This is a genomic window from Agrobacterium sp. V1 (assembly GCF_030518355.1).
In the GTDB taxonomy this organism is placed as follows: domain Bacteria; phylum Pseudomonadota; class Alphaproteobacteria; order Rhizobiales; family Rhizobiaceae; genus Agrobacterium; species Agrobacterium cucumeris.
Genome location: NZ_JAULSF010000003.1, coordinates 198,160 through 216,776 on the forward strand (window position 1 = coordinate 198,160; position 18,617 = coordinate 216,776).

Annotated in this window: 24 protein-coding genes and 1 pseudogene; 17 read left to right on the forward strand and 8 right to left on the reverse strand. The window is 57.4% G+C overall.

The annotated features are described in order from the left end of the window. Positions 1–22: 22 nt before the first annotated feature. Complete coding sequence (locus QSV77_RS24475) at positions 23–1,507, reverse strand: ABC transporter substrate-binding protein (protein ID WP_302735452.1); 1,485 nt, start codon at positions 1,505–1,507, stop codon at positions 23–25. A gap of 214 nt (positions 1,508–1,721) precedes the next feature. On the opposite strand from QSV77_RS24475, the gene QSV77_RS24480 reads away from it, so the two are divergent. Together QSV77_RS24480 and QSV77_RS24485 are read left to right on the forward strand one after the other, a co-directional pair. After that, positions 1,722–2,171, forward strand: a complete 450-nt coding sequence (locus QSV77_RS24480) for an Lrp/AsnC family transcriptional regulator (RefSeq protein WP_302735453.1) — start codon at positions 1,722–1,724, stop codon at positions 2,169–2,171. Positions 2,172–2,425: 254 nt separating this feature from the next. Continuing rightward, the gene (locus QSV77_RS24485) at positions 2,426–3,178 is read left to right on the forward strand and encodes an HpcH/HpaI aldolase/citrate lyase family protein (RefSeq protein WP_302735454.1); all 753 of its coding nucleotides are present in this window, start codon (positions 2,426–2,428) and stop codon (positions 3,176–3,178) included. Positions 3,179–3,897: 719 nt separating this feature from the next. Here the strand turns inward: QSV77_RS24485 and QSV77_RS24490 are convergent. Beyond that, positions 3,898–4,548 carry an HAD-IA family hydrolase gene (locus QSV77_RS24490; RefSeq protein WP_302735455.1) on the reverse strand — a complete coding sequence of 217 codons (651 nt, stop codon included), beginning with the start codon at positions 4,546–4,548 and terminating at the stop codon, positions 3,898–3,900. Between the two features lie 127 nt (positions 4,549–4,675). Between QSV77_RS24490 and QSV77_RS24495 the strand changes: the two genes are divergently transcribed. From QSV77_RS24495 to QSV77_RS24525, 7 genes are all read left to right on the forward strand, one after another. Continuing rightward, positions 4,676–5,614: a sugar-binding transcriptional regulator gene (locus QSV77_RS24495; RefSeq protein ID WP_302735456.1), complete on the forward strand. Its 939-nt coding sequence runs from the start codon at positions 4,676–4,678 to the stop codon at positions 5,612–5,614. A gap of 89 nt (positions 5,615–5,703) precedes the next feature. Beyond that, positions 5,704–6,333: an SIS domain-containing protein gene (locus QSV77_RS24500; protein ID WP_302735457.1), complete on the forward strand. Its 630-nt coding sequence runs from the start codon at positions 5,704–5,706 to the stop codon at positions 6,331–6,333. Positions 6,334–6,337: 4 nt separating this feature from the next. Further along, entirely contained in the window at positions 6,338–7,798 is a 1,461-nt protein-coding gene (locus QSV77_RS24505) for a xylulokinase (RefSeq protein WP_302735458.1), read from the forward strand. Between the two features lie 5 nt (positions 7,799–7,803). Further along, complete coding sequence (locus QSV77_RS24510; protein WP_302735459.1) at positions 7,804–8,817, forward strand: ABC transporter permease; 1,014 nt, start codon at positions 7,804–7,806, stop codon at positions 8,815–8,817. 64 nt (positions 8,818–8,881) lie between these two features. Beyond that, complete coding sequence (locus QSV77_RS24515) at positions 8,882–9,838, forward strand: substrate-binding domain-containing protein (RefSeq protein WP_302735460.1); 957 nt, start codon at positions 8,882–8,884, stop codon at positions 9,836–9,838. A 63-nt stretch (positions 9,839–9,901) separates the two neighbouring features. Further along, positions 9,902–11,392 (forward strand): sugar ABC transporter ATP-binding protein, encoded by a 1,491-nt coding sequence (locus tag QSV77_RS24520; RefSeq protein WP_302735461.1) that lies wholly within the window; start codon positions 9,902–9,904, stop codon positions 11,390–11,392. Beyond that, the gene (locus tag QSV77_RS24525) at positions 11,389–12,024 is read left to right on the forward strand and encodes a hypothetical protein (protein ID WP_302735462.1); all 636 of its coding nucleotides are present in this window, start codon (positions 11,389–11,391) and stop codon (positions 12,022–12,024) included. Before QSV77_RS24520 ends, QSV77_RS24525 begins: the two co-directional genes overlap by 4 nt. A 151-nt stretch (positions 12,025–12,175) precedes the next feature. Here QSV77_RS24525 and QSV77_RS24530 read toward each other — a convergent pair whose 3' ends face one another. Then, positions 12,176–12,379 carry a hypothetical protein gene (locus tag QSV77_RS24530; RefSeq protein WP_302735463.1) on the reverse strand — a complete coding sequence of 68 codons (204 nt, stop codon included), beginning with the start codon at positions 12,377–12,379 and terminating at the stop codon, positions 12,176–12,178. A 391-nt stretch (positions 12,380–12,770) separates the two neighbouring features. On the opposite strand from QSV77_RS24530, the gene QSV77_RS24535 reads away from it, so the two are divergent. Continuing rightward, entirely contained in the window at positions 12,771–13,010 is a 240-nt protein-coding gene (locus QSV77_RS24535) for a hypothetical protein (protein WP_302735464.1), read from the forward strand. On the opposite strand, the pseudogene QSV77_RS24540 reads toward QSV77_RS24535, so the two are convergent. Then, positions 12,993–13,734 (reverse strand): annotated as a pseudogene (locus tag QSV77_RS24540) (Crp/Fnr family transcriptional regulator). The gene QSV77_RS24535 and the pseudogene QSV77_RS24540 sit on opposite strands and share 18 nt — an antisense overlap. A gap of 306 nt (positions 13,735–14,040) precedes the next feature. After that, complete coding sequence (locus tag QSV77_RS24545; RefSeq protein ID WP_302735465.1) at positions 14,041–14,193, reverse strand: hypothetical protein; 153 nt, start codon at positions 14,191–14,193, stop codon at positions 14,041–14,043. 57 nt (positions 14,194–14,250) lie between these two features. Between QSV77_RS24545 and QSV77_RS24550 the strand changes: the two genes are divergently transcribed. The 6 genes from QSV77_RS24550 (at position 14,251) to QSV77_RS24575 (ending at position 16,918) form a co-directional block, all read left to right on the forward strand. Next, positions 14,251–14,592 carry a hypothetical protein gene (locus QSV77_RS24550; protein WP_302735466.1) on the forward strand — a complete coding sequence of 114 codons (342 nt, stop codon included), beginning with the start codon at positions 14,251–14,253 and terminating at the stop codon, positions 14,590–14,592. A 36-nt stretch (positions 14,593–14,628) separates the two neighbouring features. Then, the gene (locus QSV77_RS24555) at positions 14,629–15,084 is read left to right on the forward strand and encodes a hypothetical protein (protein ID WP_302735467.1); all 456 of its coding nucleotides are present in this window, start codon (positions 14,629–14,631) and stop codon (positions 15,082–15,084) included. A gap of 3 nt (positions 15,085–15,087) precedes the next feature. Next, positions 15,088–15,447, forward strand: a complete 360-nt coding sequence (locus QSV77_RS24560; RefSeq protein WP_302735468.1) for a hypothetical protein — start codon at positions 15,088–15,090, stop codon at positions 15,445–15,447. Between the two features lie 13 nt (positions 15,448–15,460). Then, positions 15,461–16,264: a Crp/Fnr family transcriptional regulator gene (locus QSV77_RS24565; protein WP_302735469.1), complete on the forward strand. Its 804-nt coding sequence runs from the start codon at positions 15,461–15,463 to the stop codon at positions 16,262–16,264. Between the two features lie 103 nt (positions 16,265–16,367). Then, entirely contained in the window at positions 16,368–16,595 is a 228-nt protein-coding gene (locus tag QSV77_RS24570; RefSeq protein WP_302735470.1) for a hypothetical protein, read from the forward strand. Between the two features lie 29 nt (positions 16,596–16,624). Further along, a complete protein-coding gene (locus QSV77_RS24575; RefSeq protein WP_302735471.1) occupies positions 16,625–16,918 on the forward strand; it encodes a hypothetical protein in 294 nt (97 codons plus the stop codon). Between the two features lie 168 nt (positions 16,919–17,086). Here the strand turns inward: QSV77_RS24575 and QSV77_RS24580 are convergent, their stop codons facing one another. Together QSV77_RS24580 and QSV77_RS24585 are read right to left on the reverse strand one after the other, a co-directional pair. Next, positions 17,087–17,611: a sigma-70 family RNA polymerase sigma factor gene (locus QSV77_RS24580; protein WP_302735472.1), complete on the reverse strand. Its 525-nt coding sequence runs from the start codon at positions 17,609–17,611 to the stop codon at positions 17,087–17,089. Positions 17,612–17,729: 118 nt separating this feature from the next. After that, the gene (locus QSV77_RS24585) at positions 17,730–17,897 is read right to left on the reverse strand and encodes a hypothetical protein (RefSeq protein WP_302735473.1); all 168 of its coding nucleotides are present in this window, start codon (positions 17,895–17,897) and stop codon (positions 17,730–17,732) included. A 159-nt stretch (positions 17,898–18,056) separates the two neighbouring features. On the opposite strand from QSV77_RS24585, the gene QSV77_RS24590 reads away from it, so the two are divergent. Beyond that, positions 18,057–18,287, forward strand: coding sequence for a hypothetical protein (locus QSV77_RS24590; protein ID WP_302735474.1), 231 nt, complete (start codon positions 18,057–18,059; stop codon positions 18,285–18,287). 18 nt (positions 18,288–18,305) lie between these two features. Here the strand turns inward: QSV77_RS24590 and QSV77_RS24595 are convergent, their stop codons facing one another. Continuing rightward, positions 18,306–18,503, reverse strand: a complete 198-nt coding sequence (locus QSV77_RS24595) for a hypothetical protein (RefSeq protein WP_302735475.1) — start codon at positions 18,501–18,503, stop codon at positions 18,306–18,308. Between the last annotated feature and the right edge of the window lie 114 nt (positions 18,504–18,617).

The following is an 18,617-nucleotide window of genomic DNA, read 5'->3' on the forward strand; positions in this document are numbered from 1 at the left end:
GGTCAGTATCCGCCAGTCATTCTCACTGGGTTTTCTCGACACCCCAGAACCGGGCAAAGCCCTGCCAGGTGCGATATCCCTTTACCTTCGGTCCGGACACGCCGACATCGAGGCCATTGGCCAGCATCACCAGCGGGGCCTGCTCCCGAAAGCGGGCATGCAGATCATCAAAGATTGTCTGACGTTTTACTTGATCTGTTTCCTGCAGCGCCTGATTGACGAGCTTGCTGACATCAGCATCATCCCAGACAGCATTGGCCTTCTTGGCTTTCGAACCGACAACCGTCTGATAGGCGAGCGCCGGATCGGTGCGGTTGGAGTAATTGAACGCCATGATCTGGTATTTGCCGCTGTTGAAACGGTCGAGCTGGCTTGCCCACTCAAGGACTTCGATTTCCGCGTTGATACCGGCGGATTGCAACATGGCCTGTGCGATGATTGCAGTATCGTAGTTGATGGCCGAGCGACGGTTAGTGAGAATATTGATCTTCTCGCCCTTGTAACCAGCCTTGGCCAGCAGTGCCTTCGCGGCATCAGGATCATAGGTGTAACCCTTGTCATGCGCTGCCGTATGATAAAGCGAGCCGGATGCAACGAGCGAATTGTTGGGAACACCCAGTCCGTAAGTTACGGAATCGACGATCTGCGGTGTATCCAGCGCGGCGATGACGGCCTGGCGCATTTCGACCTTCGACATCAATGGATCAGCGGTCTGGAATAGCATGGTCACAAGGCCACCGTGAGGAGCCGCAACAATGTTGAAGTCCTTTTCGTCCTTCAGCTTTGCGGCTTCGCCTGGCGGCAGGTAGGGCAGCACATCCAGCGCGCCACTTTTAAGACCAGCGACTGCCGTTGCAGTGTCGGGCACCACAACGTATTTCACCTCGTCAACAAGGACTTCCTTGCGACCGCCGTAACCGTCGGGCTGCTCGCCTGAAATGGAATAGTCTGTGAACTTCTTCAGTGTCAGTCCCTGTCCGCGCTTCCATTCGCCGAACTCAAACGGGCCTGTGGCGATTGGCGCTTTCCACTTACCGTCATCTCCGAATGAAGCACGGTGCACGATACCGGTGGAGCCGCACTGCGCCTGCGCCATATAGTTCAGGAACATCGCATCGGGACGATCGAGCGTCACGACAACTGTGTTGTCCTTTGCCTCGATTGTTTCCACCTTGGCGTCACGACTGCCATCAAAGAAGGTCTTGCAGCTGAATTCCGGATCACGAATGAGTTTTTCGAGACTCCACTGCACATCGGCAGCGGTCATCGTCTCGCCATTGTGGAATTTCACGCCGTCACGCAGGATAAATGTATATGTCCTGCCATCGTCGGATACCGTCCATTCCTTGGCCAGCATCGGACGAATTTCGCCCTTTTCACCTGCAGCAACCAGTCCTTCAACCACGTTGAGCATGACGGAATCCGTGCCGGCATCGCGATTTATGCCCGGTTGGGAGCTTCTGATATCAGCGGTAATCTGCACGTTCAGCGTATTGGCTACGGACAATCCGGGAAGAGCCAGGGCCGCAAATGCACATAATGCACGCAAGGCCAGTTTCGACAGTGACATAAGTTCGCCCTCTTGTTTTATGTTTATGCAAAAAACATTTCATATGTAAAAATCATAGTCAAGTATGTTTCCATGTGCATTATTAAAACATGTTCGAGCCACCCACATTCCGCCTGCCGCCACTGTCTGCGGCGGTCTCATGGAGAAAAACTTGAAACTGGATGCAATAGACCTGCGCATTATCGAGGCCATGAAGCGCAATGGACGCCTGACCAAACAGGCGTTGGCGGAGGCCGTTGGCCTGTCGGCCACCCCTGCCTGGGCGCGGTTGAAAAGGCTTGAGACACAGGGCGTGATTACCGGCTATCACGCCCGCATATCGAGGGCAGAACAGCCATTGCCTGTTCGGGTGCTGATGGAAATAATACTGGCCAGCCATCGCCATGCGGATTTCAAACGCTTCGAGAGCGCTGTCACTGACATACCGGAAATTATGTCCTGCTGGTCGGTGGGCGGTGGCGTCGATTATTTCCTGAGCGTGGAAACCACTGACATCGACAGTTATCAGCGTCTCGTCGACCGGATGCTCGCCATGGAAATCGGCATCCAGCGCTACTTCACCTATATCGTAACGCGGGCCATTAAAGATCGGCTGGACTGATATCGGGCCGCGAAAAGACCGGGCGGACTAAGCGAGAGCGCTTTTCGGACAGATTATACCGCCCGGTTTTGCAATACTTTTCAATGACACCGAGGGTAGAAATCACGAGCGCGGCCCGAAGGAAACGCAGAGACAGAACGCAGTTCCATCTTTGCTCGACCACCTGACGCGACAAGAAGCCGACGAAATCGTTCGTATCAGCGCCCTTGGACAAATGCGACGACCTTTTTCTTTCAAATCAGGAGCCCTGTACGATGGTATCGAATCCCGGACATAAATCGGCCGTCTGGCTTTCCGGACCAAACATGGCCGCCGCAGAAATTGCTTCTTCCATCGGGTACGGTGCAGTCGTGCTGGATATCGAACACGGCAGCTTTGATCTCGATGCACTCGAGCAGTTCATTCCGGGTCTAAAGGGATTGGGGCTGGAGGTACTGGCAAAGGTGCTGGGGCCGGAACGCGGCCCAATCCAGCAGGCGCTGGATTTTGGCGCCGATGCGGTGATCATACCTCATATTCTCGACGCTGCGCATGCCGGGAAAATATGTGCATTCGCAAAATTTCCACCTGGCGGGGATCGCAGTTTCGCAGGCGGGCGTACAGTCGCCTATGGCAGTCCAGATGATCAGTGGTTCTCCAGTCAGAACCAGCGCGCCAGATGTTACCCGATGATAGAACATGCGGGCGCATTGAGAGATATCGAGCAAATCCTGTCGTTCGACACGGTGGACGGCGTGTTCGTTGGCCCAAGCGATCTTTCACTGCGACGCGGTCGCGGCTCCTACAAGCGCAGTGATGCTGATTTTGCCGATCTGAAGACCATTGCCGAGGCAGCGAAATCCGCTGGAAAGCACTGGTTGCTCCCGGCATGGAGCGTTTCCGAAAAGCAATTCGCTCTCGAAAACGGCGCCCACACACTTGTGTTGACAATGGAGCATGGCGCCATTGCACTGGGTTTTCGCGACGCATGGAACACTACCGAACAACTTCTCCCGCAAGCGCAGTGACGGGAGTAAAGTGAAAATAACGTTGTGCGGCAGCTTGCCCGCTGTCGTCGTGGGGGTCTCGCATGCTGGAGCGTGCAAGACGTCTGTCAGCCCGCAATCCCGTTACATGAGCCCCCAGGGCGGTGTGAGATTTGCACCGGTTTAGCACTTGTGGCAGCGGTCCCGTTTTGTTTTTAGGAACGAGCCTGGATCGATGAGGCCCTAAAGAGCTCTGGAAGAGCTTATGTTCCGGAAAATATTGTCAACGACCCTATGGCCGAAGGCAGATTGCAGGCGGCTCTCGATAACTGAAGCGAACCCTTTATCGACTATAGCCTGTATTACCCCAAAAGACGACAGATATAGCCAGCAATGAAAGCGATCATCGAAACCCTGAGGCATCAGGTTTGACCCACCATCCTGCGATGCCAGCACGCAAAACCGATCTCACATCTTCAGGAAGATGATTACTGGAGGAGGGCGAGATTGAGGTGTGTGACATTCAGGACCCTCCAGGCACCTGGCCCTGTACCGGCGTGGTTTGCTCCGCCCATTATCCGCCAGAGGATTGACACCTTCATTCTCGCACGCGTACCAATCCGCGGGATCTGCCGCCCGCCACCTGCCGGCTTGAGCAAACGGACGAAGAAAACGACAAGGAGTAAACCACCTGAGCCGTGTGATCCCATCGTCGGCGTTCGCCATTGCTCGGCGAATAGCCCGCGGACTGATGCCGTTGTTCAGACAGCTTTGATCATCAACGCATCTCCGGTCGCCCGAACACCAAGCAGCGTGTAGTCCGGCGATGTCGGGCGGCCCTTGAGCGTGGCGCTGTTTGTGTGGGTGATAACGAGCACCGAGGCTCCCGCAGCCTCTCCTGCGTGAATGCCTGCGTCCGCATCCTCGAAAACCAGGCACCGTTTCGGGTCCGCAGACAGGAGCCTGGCTCCTGCAAGGAAAGGATCGGGCTTCGGCTTCCCTCTTGTAACATCTTCAGCGGCAATAATTGCTTTTGGCAGCGGCAGCCCGGCGGCGGCAATACGCCTGAGCGCAAGCTGCTTCGGCGCAGATGTCACTACTGCCCATCTCCCTGTCGGCACCATATCGAGAAATTCGGCGGCGCCAGGAATGGCAACAACCCCTGCCAGATCGGCAAGTTCACGTTCCGTGATTTCCGCAGCCCCCTTTACCGGATCAATCCCGACGCTGCGGAGGTCAGCCATCGTGTCCTCAACCCGGCGCCCGTGATACGGCGGCGTCGGGATTCCGTTCTCCCTGGCCCAGCCGCCCCAAACGCGTTCTGAGGCTGCACTGGAGTCAAGGATGGTGCCATCCATGTCGAACAGAAACGCGCCGAAACGCTGACTTTCAAAGGGGGTGGAGGTTAACATGGTCTCTTCTTCGGTATGAGGAGGGGATGGGTCGTTGCGGGAGCGGCGCTAGCGTACCGTTGCCCATCGGTGCGCAATCTGTCAAAAGGTTGAGCCAATTGCAACAAATGAGCGAAGATTTACTCAAATGCCTCGACGCCCTCTCCAGAAGCTCCAAGCCTCCCTCGTCGCTCGTCGCTTCTACATCGAGCAGAAGACCAAATCCCAAATCGCCGACGAACTGGGCATCTCGCGGTTCAAGGTGGCCCGCCTTTTGGACACAGCCCTCGCCGACGGCATTGTGAAGATCGAGATCAATGACCAGGGCGACATGAACACCGAGCTTGCGGAGAAGCTTCGACAGAAGTTCGGGTTGAAGGCGGCGTTGGTCCTCGACGGGCCGGATCTGCACTCGAGTGAGTTGTTCGAGCCACTGGGGCTGCTCGCAGCCGATTATCTCGAAGAGTCGCTGATCGACGGCCAACTGCTCGGCCTCAGCTGGGGACGCACCCTTTCGGCGACTGGAAAAGCCCTCGGCCGCCTGCCGCGAGTGGATGTCGTCCAGGCCGGAGGCAGCCCCGCAGGCCTCGACCTTTCGCAGAATCCGACCGAATTGGTTCACCGCGTTGCGCGCGCCAGTGGCGGAGCCGCTTACCCGCTCTTCGGCCCCATGTGGGTCGATGATCCCGACCTGATCGCAAGGCTTCGGAACGAGACTTCGATTGCGAGCGCCATGTCCCGCTACGACAGGATCGACGTGCTCGCTGTGGGCATCGGATCGTGGCGCCCGGCGGAGTCGTGCCTGTGCTCCGGCTTCCCGGAAGACTGGCGCCGCGATGCATTGAAGAAAAACGTCTGCGCCGACGTATGCGCGACGCTCATTGACGAAACGGGTGAAGTCGTCGCCAGTCCGCTCGACCAGACCGGACTATGCCTCAGCACCGAGCAATTGCGGCGCATTCCAGAGCGCATCGGCATCGGCGGCGGCATCGAGAAGGCTGACGCCATCCGGGCAACACTCAAGGGCAAGTGGGTCACCACGCTGATCACCGACGCTGGTGTTGCGAGGAAGCTCATGTCCAGCTAAATGGCAGTTTCGCTCAAATGAGCGCGTTCATACTCACTTGACGACTTTAGTAGAGTGGCATATGACTCCCGCCATCAGGGAGGCTTCCTATGCAGTCAGAACACGAGTGGGTCGGTCGCGCTAAGCAGGTAATCCGTGCGGATGCCGCGGCCATTCTTGGAACGCTTGACGGGGTTGATGAAACCTTCCTCGCGGTTGCCAAAAAATTTATCGAGTGCAAGGGCAAAATCCTGGTCACCGGAAGTGGCACGTCTGGCGCAATCGCCAGCCGGGCCGCACATCTTCTTTCAGTCGGCGGCACCCCCGCCTTCTACCTGCCGCCGGCAGACGGCCTACACGGCGGCCTGGGCGTCCTTCAGAAGGATGACCTGGTCCTTGCCCTTTCAAAGGGTGGCAGCTCTGACGAGTTGAACGACTTCTGCGCCCGCGCCAAGACACTCTGCGCAGGTCTCGTCTCCATCACCGCAGATCCGAAGTCCCCGCTGGCCCAGATGTCCGACGAGGTCATCCAGCTGACCCTTCCGGCAGACAGCGATCTTGGTGCCGTCGTCGCGACTGGCAGTTCGCTTGCGACCGCTGCCGTCACCGACGCCCTCGTCGAAGTCTGCCGTGCCGCACGAGGCTACGGTTGGGACAAACTGCTGTTCACGCATCCGTCGGGCGCTGTCGGGCGTGACGCAGAAGACAGCTTGAAGCGCCTTCAGAACGCCGAGGGCTGATCAGATGCAACGCGATCTCGTCGCTGGCGTCGATTCCTCCACCCAGTCATGCACGGTTGTGCTGAGACGCCTGGAAGACGGAGCCGTCGTCGCGCAGGCCCGCAAGCCGCATCCGCCAACTACGCCGCCACGCAGCGAACAGGCGCCCGAGGCTTGGTGGCAGGCGCTTGTGTCGGCCTTGGGCGAACTGACGACATATCTCCCGCGCATCGCTGGTATCTCGGTTGGCGCTCAGGGCCACGGTCTCGTGATGCTTGCAGAAGACGGGCTGCCGCTTCGCGACGCCAAGCTGTGGAACGACACTCAGTCCGCCCACGATGCCTCGATCCTTCTTGACAAGCTTCCACAGAAGGATTGGGCCGCTCGCACTGGCTCCGTGCCTGCCGCAGCACTAACCGTCAGCAAGCTCGCATGGACCGAGCGCGCACATCCAGGAATGGTTGCCAGGGCGCGGCGGATCATGTTGCCCTCAGACTACCTGCTCTACAGGCTGAGCGGCCGGGCGGCCACGGAACGTGGTGTTTCCTCCGGAACGGGTTACTTCAACCCCTTTACAAACTCCTGGGATTTTGCGCTCGCCGATCTCGCCGTGTCGGACGTCGACTGGGAGGCGGTCCTTCCGGAAATTATCGGCTCCAGCGAAGGATCCGGCCTGGTGCAACACATCGACGGCCTGGAAGCGCTTCAGGGCGCTGTTGTGGGTGCTGGTTCTGGCGACAACATGACCGCAGCGCTCGGCATGGGCATACGCGAAGGCGACGTTATCATCTCCTTTGGCACCAGTGGTACGCTTTACGGTCGCACTACGGTCGGCATCAAGGATGCCACAGGCTCCATCAACGGATACGCTGATGCTGCCGATGCCTTCCTGCCGATGATCACCACCTTGAACTCCGCAAAGGTCACCGATGCGTTTCGGCGTGTCCTCCGAGCCACCACCGAAGAGTTCGACACCCTCGCGCTTGCGACTGAGCCCGGCGCCAGAGGAGTGGTGCTGGTTCCTTACCTTGACGGAGAGCGGACACCCAATCTGCCGGGTGCTACCGGTATTCTCGCTGGAATCAGAAGCGACATCGAGCCGGGGCAGATTGCCCGTGCTGCCGTCGAAGGCGTCATCTGCGGTCTCCTTGAGGGTGGCGACTATCTCGCATCACTTGGCGTCGAACGCGACGGCCGCTTGATCGTGACAGGCGGCGCATCCCGCTCGAAGGCATACCGTCAGATCCTCGCCGACCTCACAGGGAACCAGGTTTGGACCTGTGACCTGCCGGAAGCCGCCGCAGCGGGCGCTGCGGTGCAGGCAGCCGCAGCAGCGGCCGGACGCCATACGACTGAAATCGCACAACAGTGGGAGCCTCGATACGAAATCGTGGCGGAGCCGCGCGAACGAGATGCCGCGCGGATGGAAGAGGTGCGGGGCGCCTATCGCGCTGCCCTGCCCCTTGCACAGTGGAGGAAGGAATGACAGACATGGCACAGATCCAACCGCATGACGACAAAGGAATTCGTGTTCCTGCCGAAGCAGGCATCGCCTTGGTTCTTCTCGTCGTTATGATCGCTGGCGCAATCGCGTCTCCGAACTTCCTGACGTTTTCAAACATCTTCGTGCTGCTGCTGAACGGGGCCGTCATCGGTTTCCTCTGCCTGGGGCAGTCCTTCGTACTGTTCACGGGCGGCATCGACCTGTCGTGCGGCTCGATCGTGGCCATGACCTGCGTCATCGCTGCGGTGTTCATGGAATATGTCGGGCTTCCGTGGCCCGTCGCCGCCGTGCTCGTTCTCGCGGTCGGTGCCCTTGCGGGTGCCATCAATGGATTGATCATCGATAAGACCGGCGTACCGCCCTTCATCGTAACTTTTGCCATGATGGGTGTCGCGGCGTCGATCCCGCAGATCATCACGGGTGCTGAGTCCATCCGCGTCATGGATTTCGGTTACCGCTTCATCGGCCAGTACAAGCTCTTCGGCATCCCCTTCCCCGTCATCGCTCTCGTCATCGCCGTCATTGGAGCCGCGCTCTTCATCAAGCGCACTGTGACTGGAACGCACATCTTTGCCGTCGGCGGCAATGTCGAGGCAGCGCGTCTTGCGGGCGTCAACACTTCGCGGATCACGATCCTGGTATATTCGATCTCGGGCTTTTGCGGCGCCTGCGGTGGACTGATCTACGGCTCCCGCCTGATGACGGGGTATCCGACTGCGGGTCGCGGCGACGAACTGTTTTTCTCGATTGCAGGCGCAGTCGTCGGTGGCGTCAGTCTCTTCGGCGGTATCGGCTCCATTTGGGGCGCGATGATCGGCGCCACGCTGATCGCGACCATCTCCAACCTCATGAACGTGCTGAACGTCAACGCTTACTGGCAGCCTCTCGTCATCGGCTTGATCATCCTTGTCGGCGTGACTTTCGACACCATGCGCTCATCCAGCCGGCTTTCCATGCCGTGGCTCGCCCTAATGAAGAAGAAGTTTTCGGCCAGCGCCTGAACGCGCGAACCAAGACGGTGCCGGCCGATCCGGCAAACCCGATTCATCAAACAGGAGGAGAACGATGAAGAAACTCGTGAAAAATTCCATATTGGCAGCATTTGGGATGTCCCTTGCGCTGTCGGCCGCTGCCGTCCATGCGCAGGACAAAAAGGTTCTGGGCGTTGCCCTTCCGAACCTGACGAATCCCTACTACGTCGCCATGAAGAAGAGCTTCGAGGAGAACGGCGCAAAGCAGGGCTTCGACGTCCGCGTGCTGATAGCCGACAACGACGACGCAAAGCAGCTTTCCCAGGTTCAGACCATGGTTCAGCAGGGCGTTGCCGCAGTCGCTCTGAACTGCGTCTCGTCCGGTCCTTGCGTCGCCTCGGTCTCCGAGCTGAACCAGGCGAAGATCCCAGTCTTCACCATCAACCTTCTTCCCGACCCGGAAGGCCTCAAGGCTGAGAACCTGACGGTCGAGCAAGCCGTCCAGACTGACCAGAAGGCTGGTGGCGTCTACATCGGCAAGCAGCTTCTCAAGGATATCGGCGCTGACGGCAAGGCTGTCATCGGCATCGTCGGCGAGCCGACCTCGGTCGCAGCGAATGCCCGTGACGCTGGTTTCAAGGAAGCCCTGGCTTCCAACCCGAACGTCAAGTTCGTCGCTCTCGTCAACGGCAAGGTGGAAGAAACCACCTCGTTGAAGGTCACAACCGAGATGCTGCAGGGCAATCCTGAGATCACTGTCGTATACTCAGACACTGAACCGTCTGCCCTGGGCGCGATTGCCGCTATCGAACAGCTCGGCCGCGATGACGTGAAGCTCTACGCCTTCGTTGACAAGCTCGGTGTAAAGCACATCGAAGACAATACTACGCTGAAGGCTGGCGCTATTCAGGAACCTGCAAAGCTCGCACAGATCCAGGTCGAGAACATCAAGAAGTTCTTTGATGGCGCAAAGCTTGATCCGGTGATCGACAGCCCGCCACTGCTCGTCAACAAGGACAACGCCGGCGCAACCATCGACAGGGCCTACTGAGCTCCACCGGGCGCGTGACACCCGCGCGCCCGGGCACCTGTCCCAATCTGTGAGGTAAGCGACATGTCCAGCTACAAGGCGACCGGCATCACCAAGTCTTTTGCAGGCGTCGGGGTTCTGCACGGCATCGATTTCGAGGTGAAGCCAGGCACCATCCATGGTCTTTTTGGCCATAACGGTGCCGGGAAGTCTACCTTGCTCAAGATTCTCGCTGGTGCTCAGCCGCAGGATAGTGGCCAACTCGTCGTGGACGGCGAAACGGTCGTACTGCCCTCCCCCCGAGAGGCGCTTGCCAAGGGCATCGGCTGCGTCTACCAGGAACTGCGGCTGATACCGAACCTCACAGTGTCGGAGAACCTGTTCCTTGGACGGGAAGTCAAGGTTCATGGACTGAAGCAGACCTCCCAGATGAATGCCTACTCCAAGTCCTTGCTCGCAAGCTACGGCCTGCACGTCGATGTCACCCGTAGCGTCAAAGGTCTTTCCCATCCCGAAAAGCAACTCCTTGAGGTGATCGCGAACCTCGAAGGCAAGGCCCGCTACCTATTCCTCGACGAGCCGACCACCGCACTCGACGGCAACCAGTCCGCCGAGCTGCTCGCGCATGTCCGGCGCATTGCGCTTGAGCGCAACATCGGTGTAGTTCTGGTGTCCCACAAGCTTGACGAAGTTCTCACCGTTTGCGACGAGGCCACAGTGCTCTCCGGCGGGCGCGTCGTCTACCACGCGGCGGGCGCGGACGTCAGCAAACATTCTATCGTTGACGCGATCGTCGGCGATGCCCATGGCAAGCACGTCGCTAGCCGCCGCAAGGCTCGCACAGCCGGCGACGTCTTCCTGAAGGTCAAAGGGCTTTCCGGGATGCGACTGAGGGGCGCCGACGTCGAAGCCCGACGGGGCGAGGTACTCGGCCTCTATGGTCTCGTCGGATCCGGCAGGACGCGCTTCCTCCGTACGCTCTACGGCATAGAGACGGTATCATCGGGCGTTGTTGAGATCGCAGGAAAGCGCTACGTCCCCTCGTCTCCCAAAGGTGCGATCGAAAGCGGTATCGCATTCCTGACCGAAGAGCGGAAGCATGACGGCTTCATCCCTCTCATGTCCTCCTTCCAGAATGTCGTGCTGTCGACGCTCACCCGCTATCGCAGCACGGGACTGGTCGATCTGACCGGGGCTCGCGCGTCGGCTCGGAAAACTCTTGCATCGATTGGAACCCGCGGACGGCTCGACGCCCCGACAAAATCGCTTTCCGGAGGCAATCAGCAGAAGGTTCTGCTCGCCCGCATCATTGAGCAGAACGCCGACCTGATCCTTCTCGACGAACCCACCAAGGGTGTCGATATCGGCGCTAAATCGGACATATACGACATCATCCGGCACCTCGCAGACGAGGGCCGATGCATCATCGTGGTATCTTCCGAGGAGGAAGAGCTGGTGGAAATCTGCGACCGCATTGCGATTTTCCAGCACGGGTACTGCACGGCAGAGCCGAAGCCCGTCGAAGAATGGACGTTGGGCAAGCTCCGAGAAGCCGCGTGGGCACCAGTCGCATGACAGCCCTTTCCGCATCCGTATATGCCGCTGACCCCTTCCGGCTAGCTGAAGAAATCGACGCCGTGCTGCCGAACATCGAATCCTTGCACCTCGATGTCATGGATGGCATCTTCGCGCCTGAATATGGACTGACGGCAAGGATCATCCGTGATCTTGCCAAATGCGCCTCCACGCCGCTGGACGTCCATCTGATGGTGGAACGGCCTAGGGCATCCGTTATCCGGTTCTCGGAAATGGGCGTGAGATCGATTGCTATTCATCTGGAATCCGGCGAGGACTTCGCCGAACTCTCCAGCATCGTCCGCGCGAACGGCGCGAAGCCCTTCGCGGCAATAAGGCACACGACGGCGGTATCTGAACTCGCACGTGTCGCCGACCAAGCGGATGGTTGCCTCTTCCTGACGGCGCCGGCCGGCGGCGGCTCCTTTGACGAACATGCGTTCGAACGGCTGTCCGAGCGGCCGATCGGTCTTTACACCATCGTCGACGGCAAGATCGTTCCGGAGCACTTTGGTCGTCTCGAAAAACTCAACGTCGATCTCGCAGTCATAGGCGCCGCCTTGTTCACTGATGGCAAGGCCGACGAGCGCTCCAGGGCATTTTCGAAAATGCTTGGAAATTTGGTCGCGTAGCGACACCAAGGCGGGTCTCCTGATTTCCAGAAGTACCTTTGCATTCTCAGGTGAGACAGCCGGACCAACCTACCGGGTGATTGCTGGAGTTTTCGTCGAGGTAGGCATTCATTCCTCGTGTCCTTGGGAGGCACTGGATCAACCGATGCGTCTATTGGTCATCGCGCATTTTCATCGCATCCGAGACACGCTTTTTGCGAGGATCTTTGAGGTTTTCGCCGATAGCATCCCGGTCGTGTTCTGGATCGTCCTTTGGTTTCATGTAACCTCTGGGGCGATTTTCTTCCGGACCTTCCCAGCGGGGAGATTGCTCTGTGGTGCCGGGAGCGCCATCTTGTGGGGAATTATTGGTCATCGTTGCCTCCGGTTAGGTGTCGATGCTCCCGAACTGCTTTGCTGCGGCAAGGTTCCGAAGAGCAGCGAGCCCTCACGAGAATTTTTTCGAAACAATTGCGGGTCCGCTCGGTTAGGCGCACGAAACACAAACCGAGGAACAGACCATGAGGGAAAAACCCGGTAAATCCGATCGCATTTCCAAAATGGCATATGAGCAGCAACAGGATTTTCTCAGGCGCTCGTCGCTGCAGTTTCTGGAATGTGCCATCCATTTATGCGTGACGAATATGAGCATTTCCGAGCTCGCGACACGGCTCGAAAAACAGGCGCAATATCTACGACAGTTTGGCTAGGAGGAAAGCCGCGCCCGACACCAGCGGCAAACAGGCCATTACTTGGGGAAGACCGACATGCCACGATTTTTCTTCAACGTCATCAGCGGGCAACATCTTCTTGACGACCAGGAAGGGAGCGAACTCCCCTCCCTCGATCAGGCGATCGAAGAGGCGGTCAAGGACGCACGCGCACTGATGAGCGAAGCGATCCTGCAAGGGCGGGACATATCGGAAGGATGCATCATTATCCGTAATAAACAGCACGAATTGCTGAAAGTCGTCCGCTTTGCCGATGCCCTAGACCGAAAAGACTGAAGGTGTGGCGACGTCCGCCAGCATCTGGGTGATCAGTCGTTCATATTCTTTCTCGGGAACGCCATAGGTCACATCGGCGACCTCTTCCAACACACGGCGGTTGGTGACCCGGACATTTCCCCGGCTGGCACGGATCGCATGGATTCCTTCAAGCACATGCAACTCGTTGGTGATGCCAGGTCGCCGAACGCCAAGGACCGTTGCGAGAAACTCGTGGGTAATCGGCAAATCATCCGTATCAAGCCTGTCGTGACACATCAGCAGCCAGCGTGCGAGCCTTTCGCGCAGGCTATATTGCCCGTTTGCCAACACAAGCTGGCCGACCTGAAGCAGGCAGATATTGATGTAACCCAGCAAAAGCTCTCGCAGACGCGGATTCTCCTCCATCTCCCGCCTGATTTCTACCGCCGGGATCATCAGGCCACGACCACCCACGCACATCACGGTTTCATCCGGCGTTGTTTCCGCACCCAGCAGGCCAGCCAGTGACACCCTCCCTCCCGACGAGCGCGGTATCAATGCCTTTACCACCGTCATTGTGGACAACGGTCGAGGCGAGGCCACTCTCGATAAAACAGAGATGTAAAATGGGTTTCCCCCCAGCGACAAGTTGATGTCCGGCGGGCAGTTCGACCAGCTCCATATGGGGTATAAGCCGTGAGAACCCTTCGCTGGTCAGGGCTTTCAACAATCGATTGTTAATACGAAAATTTGATCCAAGCATAGCGGTCAGCCCGGTTCGCCCCCTGCTCGAAACCTCAATCTGCGGCCGGCACATTAGCAGCAGAAAACGTAAAGAAAACAGTGAGTACGTTTCCGTACCAACTCGGGAAAAAGGGTCGCATCTACTCCGCAGAATGGCCAGAATTCCAAATTTTGGCCGGTGTCAAGATAACATCATATACCCAAACCCCGGCCCATGGGAAATTGGCGACCATGACCCTGCGAGCAGGAGTGCCCTACTGCTACAGACACGCGCAAAAGGAATGCGGGCTGATCCTTAGGAGGCCGCACGGCACACGCCTTCTCGTCACCATATCTCCTTCTTAATCCGCTGCGGCTTCGTGGCCGCACGGAAGCTGGTCACCAACACCGTGCCTTCGTGGCCGACCTGCGCAGGATCGGTGAAGTCCTTCCCGAAGTAACCTAAGCGCAACAAAGTCACGTCATTCGCCTTCGACATCCGGAACAAGCTTTTCCCACCATTGTTAGGTGCGTCGCTTAGGGAGGCTTGAAAACCATGCAAAAGAAAATCGAATACCGAATCATGGCGCACGAAAATGGATGGGCGGTTGTCGTTGGTGATATCCTGAGGGCAGTCTACCCCAGCCGACATATCGCGTTAACGGCCGTGAAGTTGCTGGAAAACGAAAAATCGCTGGCAGAGGAAGCGGTATGTTCCACTGCCGAACCCGACAATCGCACTCTCACTGATACAGCAGGAACCAACCGGTTTCCTGCCTCCTTCCAGGTTATGGTGGCCGTGCCTTATCAGGTGGATATTCCTTTACGGCGCAGGAGTGCAGAAGTCAGCTTTCCATCTTCGATTGATGGTCACGATTTGACAGCAGGTAAAGTCTAGGACGCGTTACAGACTAAGGCGTCAGGTCGTCTGGCCATGACGCATTTCCATGGGAAAGAGAGCGCGAATACAATCGTCAGCGCAAATCACAACCGCACAAGCATGGTGGTCTGCTACGCCCCTTTTGCCTCTGTGACATCCGCCGGCATCGATGCCGACCTGTGCGAATTTCGAACAAAGCTATCGCTTACGGACGCGGCGCATGACCCGCGATGGTCCGGTGTCGAAGCGCTCCAACGTCGCTTTTGCGCGATTGTTTCACCACAACATTGGCGACCGGAGGGTAACAAACCGTTGCATGGAACTTCGCAGCTCTTGTTTAATTCCCCGGCATATTCGAGTATCGGCCTCGCACTTTCCGAGACGAATTCTGAAATGCGGCGCGCCCACCTCGCGGTTTTTGATGAAATCGACGACCAGACGGCTGCATCGCCCCGTTCAGGCATTATGGTGGGAAACGCCACACGCATGCCGATGGTATGCGAGGAGTAAAGCATGCAGACTGTTAATCGCCTCACCATCGCAATCATCGGCATGACAGATACGGTTACACCGGAAATCAGAATGGCCTGGTTCCATGCTCAGATCGCTCTGGATGGACCATATTCCGCCAGCGTCATAAAGAGTGAAGACGCGCTCAGATTTTCCGCAGCGATTATCGATGTTCGTTACGAGGCAGACGTCATGCTGCGCCTCACCGATCAACTGGATGAGCACGCCGTTCCCTATTTATTTTTTGTGCCCGAGGCAATCCTGAACAGTGAGACGGGACCTTTTGTGCTCTCCGGACGTTCGGAAGATATCGAAAACACTGTTTCCGCTTTGATGGCGCAAGGAGGAGGCATCAGACACTAAAGCGAGGTGTGTTATGTCAGAGAAAACCGCAGGAAATGGGGAAGCGAATTTTTTGCTCGCCCTTCTTGATGACGATATTCGGCGACAAGTCCTACGCGCCGCAGTTCCAGTCAAACTTGAGCTCGGGGATAAACTGGTTTCGGCCGGTTCCCCGATCGAGCGAGTTTTTTTTATGTATTCCGGCATCGCATCCGTCGTTGTCGTTTCCAGATCGGGGCGAAAGACAGAGGCGGGTGTTGTCGGCAAAGAGGGTTTCGTGCCGGCTGGTGCTCTGGTGGGCGCAAAAAGAAGCCTGACCGAGGTCGTCGTGCAGGCGCCGGGTGAAGCGCTGTCCATCGATATCCAATCTTTCCAAGCGCTGCTTGCAAAATATCGAATATTTTCCGACATCCTGATCAGCGCCCTGCATGTCGCAAGGGCGCAGGTAGAATACACGGCCTCTTCCAACGCCATCCAGCCCGTCACCGAGCGCCTCGCGCGCTGGCTCCTGTTGTGCCACGATCGGGTGGAAGGTAATCAACTGCAACTGACCCATGATTTTTTGTCAACCATGCTGGCGGTCAGACGCGCAAGTGTAACGGATGCCCTCCACGTTCTTGAAAGTCAGGGATCCATCCGGTCGGAGAGGGGGAAGGTCATAATCAGGAACCGTGAGACGCTGGAGACCTATGCACGCGATTTCTACGGCATGCCCGAAGAGGAAAGCGATCGTGTGTTTGCCCGTTTTGTGCACGCGAAACCGCTTGACACTGAGCTTGATGATCTCATCCCTGTCGGGAATGGTGGACTTGGCGAAGCCGCCGGGGTCCACGAGTAGCGCTCGGTACGCTTTCGAACATTTACCTTTGGCCGTTTACGTATAGTATGAAATGCATCTTCCCTCACGCTGTGAAACGCCAGGCGCGTTCCAAGGAGGTGAAATGCAAGTCAATTACGAATACCAGAGTTCGGGAATTTTCCTGAACGAGGACATGAATATTATTGAGGCAGCTTACGAAAATGTTCTGTCCGTAGAACGAAACCCCGCTTTGTGCCGGGCAGATGTCGCCCGTTATGTCCTGAAGATGTACGATCGCGGTGTCGTTGATCCGCTGAAACTTCAGCGGCTGGCAACCCTCTACTTTCGAACCAAACTGCGCGTCGGCTAAGATGTTGCCGCGGCTACGGCGACCACATCATGGCCCGTTCGGGCGACGATGGCGGCCTGAATACTAAATTTAACGCCCGACCCAGACCGGCCCGGCAAACAAAAATAAGAACAAATACACATCAAGGTCGCCAGCAGGACAGATTGCGCACGCCTTTTACGGCCGGGGCATTATTGTTGTGGTTCCGGGCCACTATCGACGTCATGGGGCGGGTGCCAATCTTCGGTCGCACGGGCGGCTTGGCCGAAACCATCATCAATGCAAACGGCGCTGCCATTGAGGCGGGGTTGCGACAGGCAGGTCGAGCCGACAAATATGGATGATCTGCACGCCGCGCTCGAACCTGCCCTCAGCGCCTGTCATGACCGGGAGCGTGTCAAGCGCCTTCAGGTGCTTTGCAAAAATTAGAGCCAACAGGCCACAGCTTGAGCCTCAGGATCCTCAACAGGCTAAGACCATCCGGACGTCGCTAGACGTAATTGTGCGGTTCCTCAGTATAAGCTGCGCCGCAGGGTCTCTCTTGCTCTGTTAACGCGGCTTTTAATGGTGCCAACGCGGCAGCCGCAGATGATTGCGGCATCCGAATAACTTATTCCTTCAGCTACCAGGAGAAGGGCTTTTTTCTGGTCATTGTCGAGATCGTTGATGGCCCGCATGACTTCCTGATGCTCCACACGCCACTCCTGGCTGGCCGGAGTGGACATGGTCTGCTCGATGCCAACCGGCAAACCGACACATTCGCGTCTCGCCACCTTGTAGCGGGTGCAGAAAGTGTTGCGCAATATCGTAAAAAGCCATGATTTTAACGCCGTTCCCGGCATAAAACCATTAAGGGACCGAAGGCCTCGAAACATGGTTTCCTGAACCAGGTCGTCGACATCTTCCTCCCTCCTGACAAAGCGGCGCGCAAAAGCCGTCAATGCTGGCGCGAGATCTGCAATACCGATCCGCAACACCTCCAGCTGCGCTTCACTCAACGTGTTTCCGGAAACTCCACTCACAGCGTGCTTGGCCATTTTCCCATCCTTTCACTATGGAAAAATGGCTCCCGAGCCGCTTGGTTGCTGTACGCCAACGTACAATGGCACCTTCTATGGTGATGGTTAGGGCAATCGTCGGGGCGAGACCGGCGGATCAGATATCCTTTGCGCCAGTGTCCTGTTCTCTCGGATGCCGCTGTTCGATCATGCGTTCCGCGTTTTTTCTCGTCTGCTCCCTGTGCCGCCGGCTTTCTTCGCTATCGGTGGAGCGGGCATCATCCGTACCGGGCTCGGGCTTTTTATCGTCGTCTGGTCGACTCATCGTTCCATCTCCGCTTTCAAGAACACGCAAAGGACGGGAGTTTCGCCCGTCCGGCCGGTCTTCCTAACCATGTCCAGCTGAACAGGTTCCGACTTTCGGGAAGGTTTGAGGGAACACTAACGGGAGATAACGGTTAGGCGGCAGATCAAGGAGGATGTCATGAACAAGGAAGACAAGCTCAAGCAAATTCACAAGGACAGCGAACCGCAATTTGCCCGCGGCAAAAAAACGTCGACAAACAATGGCGTGGCCAGCGCAAAGCCAAGAGTTATCACCGGTTCCGACGATGCGACAGTCAAAAAACTGCCGCCGGGCGTCAAGGAGCCCAAGAAGGACTGGGACATCAACTACGACGAGCGGGACACCGACGAAGGCGATTTCCGCGGTTAATAACCCGGAAATCATACATCATCGTACAAGATCCTCGATGACCAGTTCGATGGACTGCGGTGCTGCGCCATCTTTTGTTTGCACCGTCAAGATGCTGCCAGTGTTCAGCACTCCCACAAGAATGGTTCGCTCGCCCACGGTGATTTTAATTACCTTCGGCGTCGCTGCCTCGATATTCAGGCTGCTGCCGGTTTCGTGATCAATCGCGCGGGCCATGCCGCGACCTCCTCATTGCCGTGAAGACTGGCGGCCTAACTTTCGTGACGCGGGCTTGTTCCTCGAAAGGGTAGGTGACCAGGCGGTGCCCACCACTATCCATCCGGAAAGCTG